The organism is Acidovorax sp. KPB24-07, from assembly GCF_057543315.1.
This window is the reverse complement of the sequence record NZ_BAAJYS010000470.1, coordinates 1-2,357: the sequence shown is the minus strand read 5'-3', so window position 1 is coordinate 2,357 and position 2,357 is coordinate 1. Positions and strand designations below refer to the sequence as shown.

The following is a 2,357-nucleotide window of genomic DNA, read 5'->3' as shown; positions in this document are numbered from 1 at the left end:
CAGCAGCGACGCCTTCGCCGCGGCGGCATTGGCGGCAGGCCGTGCGCGGGCAGCGCCACTCGTCGTGCGCGCGGCGGGCAAGGCCATGGTCAGCCCCACGTCGAACTCGCCGCCGGCATAGCCCGCTTCGACCAGCCCGCTTTTCTGCACCGTGACCTGCAGCCGCACCTGCGGGTACTGCGCCTCCACCCGCGCCAGCAGGCCCGCCAGATCGGCCGGGCGGAAGTAATCGGTGACCCCGAGCCGCAGCGTGCCCTGCAGCGCCACGCCGTGCAGATCGCGCCAGGCCGCCTCGCTCAGCGCGAGCAACTGGCGCGCATGGCCGAGCAGCCGCTCGCCCGCTGCCGTGGGCGCCACGCCGGCCTTGGAGCGCAGCAGCAGCGACTGGCCGGCCTGCTCTTCGAGCTTGCGCAACTGTTCGCTGACGGCCGACTGCGACAAAAACACCCGCGGCGCGCCGGCCGTGAGGCTGCCCGCGTCGATCACGGCGGCGAAGGTGCGAAGCTGGTCGAGGGGAAAGGCGTGCATGGCGCAGTGCATCCAACGGAATAACCGATGGATGGTATCCATGAATCCCGCTTTTCAGGACGGTGGATGCGGCGAAAAATCACGGCATTCCTTCAACGAGCACCCGCACCATGCCCCACATCGCCATCCACCTGTCCGGCCCCGCCGATGCCGCCCTGGCCCGCCGCGCGACGGCGGCTGTCGCCGACATCACCCAGAACGTACTGGGCAAGGCCCTGCCCGTGATCGCCACCACGGTGCAGTTCATCGCGACCGACCAATGGTTCATCGGGGGCGTCTCGCTGGCCGAGCTGGGCCAGACCGCCTTCCACCTGGACATCAGCATCACCGACGAGACCAACACCAAGGCGGAGAAGGCGCGCTACCTGCGCGAGATCCATGCCGCGTTCGCCGGCCTGCTGCCCCGCCTGCACGAGGTGAGCTACATCCACCTGATCGATGCCCGCGCGGCCGCCTACGGCTACGGCGGACGCAGCCAGGAATGGCGGCACCAGCAGGCCGGCGTATAGCGGCGCGGTGCAGGTGCTGCCACGCCCTGCGGCGGCAGCGTCAGCGCATCGGGATGACGAACACCCGGCGGCGCGCCTCGCAGCCCGGGCCGTCGTAAGGTGTGCTGTCGCGCTCCCAGCCCGGCCCTGGCGACACCTGGGCGCAGACGCGCTTGCCGTCGACCTTGCTGCGCCAGAAGTACCACGGCGCGGGCGCGGCCCCCGCAGCACCGGCCAGGCATGCGGCTGCCAGCAGCGCGGCGCCGCAACGCAGGGCGAAGGCGCCGGCCGGGCGGGTGCGGAAATCGGGAAGCGACGAAGTCATGGCGTGTCTTTGACATGGCTGTTGAGCATGGACGGGTCGCGGCCTGCGGCGCCGCGCCGTTGCCATTGTGAGGGCCCGGGCCTCAATCCACGGGCGCCGAGATGATCCAGCCCTCCAGCGGGTCCAGCCCCGGCGGCAGGCCGTACAGCGCATCGCCCTGCCGGTGGCGCTGCTCCGCCCAGGCGGCCTGCACCAGGCACAGCACCGCGTCCAGGCGGTCGCCGCTGGCGTCGTCCACCAGCGCATCGCGCTGCGCGTGCGTGAGCTTGAGCCGCAGTCCCAGCCGGGTGGCGCCGTTCTCCAGCGCCGTGACCAGGTCCTTGCGGGCGATGAGGCGGTCGGGCGTCTGCTTGGCGCGGTCGTCGCTCTTGTAGCTGCGCCGGGCCAGGATCTCGCGCGCCAACAGGCCGGGGTAGGCCTCCAGCGCCACGCGGGCCGGATCGCCCGCATGCAGGCCGGGCAGGTGCACGCCGGCATCGAGCAGCAGCGGCACGCCCGCGTGCAGCATGTAGGCGACGGGCGGGTTGACCCACTTCATCGACGGGCTGGAGCCCGCCGGCCCATCGGCGGCGCGGTGGGCGAACTTGGCCCCCGCCGGGCGCGCATCGCAGAATGCCGCGAAGGTGTCGCGGATCTGCGCGCGGCTCAGGCCCCGGTAGTGCTGCATGCTCGCGTGCCAGGTGAGCGGCCAGCCCAGGTGCGCCAGCAGCTCGCGCGGCAGGCCGAACGGCAGGTCGAACCCGCCCACCCAGGTGCGCGGCTCGGCCAGCCAGCGGCCGAAGCCGGCCAGGGTGTCGAAGGTCTCCAGCCCCGACAGCACCACGCGCGCGCCGGCCAGTTGCCCGCTGGCGACCACGATGGGTTTGCGCCGGCTGGGGCTACTGGAGAAATCGCAGCCGATCAGCATCGGCATCGGCAGCGGCGGCACGGCGCTGTCACCCGCATCCATGCCCTACCCCAGCGCCAGGGCGGTGACGCCCGCCGCGATCAGCACCGCGCCCGCGATGCGCGCGGCC

4 protein-coding genes are annotated in these 2,357 nt (G+C 72.5%); 1 reads left to right on the top strand and 3 read right to left on the bottom strand.

Going from position 1 to position 2,357, the window contains the following annotated elements:
- A partial coding sequence (locus AC27IQ_RS22700; protein WP_487090888.1) for a LysR family transcriptional regulator occupies positions 1-528 on the bottom strand: 528 nt, incomplete at its 3' end.
- A gap of 110 nt (positions 529-638) precedes the next feature.
- Between AC27IQ_RS22700 and AC27IQ_RS22695 the strand changes: the two genes are divergently transcribed.
- Complete coding sequence (locus AC27IQ_RS22695) at positions 639-1,037, top strand: 4-oxalocrotonate tautomerase (protein WP_487090887.1); 399 nt, start codon at positions 639-641, stop codon at positions 1,035-1,037.
- 40 nt (positions 1,038-1,077) lie between these two features.
- On the opposite strand, the gene AC27IQ_RS22690 is transcribed toward AC27IQ_RS22695, so the two are convergent.
- Together AC27IQ_RS22690 and AC27IQ_RS22685 are read right to left on the bottom strand one after the other, a co-directional pair.
- Positions 1,078-1,341 carry a hypothetical protein gene (locus AC27IQ_RS22690; protein ID WP_284429234.1) on the bottom strand — a complete coding sequence of 88 codons (264 nt, stop codon included), beginning with the start codon at positions 1,339-1,341 and terminating at the stop codon, positions 1,078-1,080.
- Positions 1,342-1,423: 82 nt separating this feature from the next.
- A complete protein-coding gene (locus AC27IQ_RS22685; protein ID WP_487090886.1) occupies positions 1,424-2,290 on the bottom strand; it encodes a DUF429 domain-containing protein in 867 nt (288 codons plus the stop codon).
- Positions 2,291-2,357: the final 67 nt, after the last annotated feature.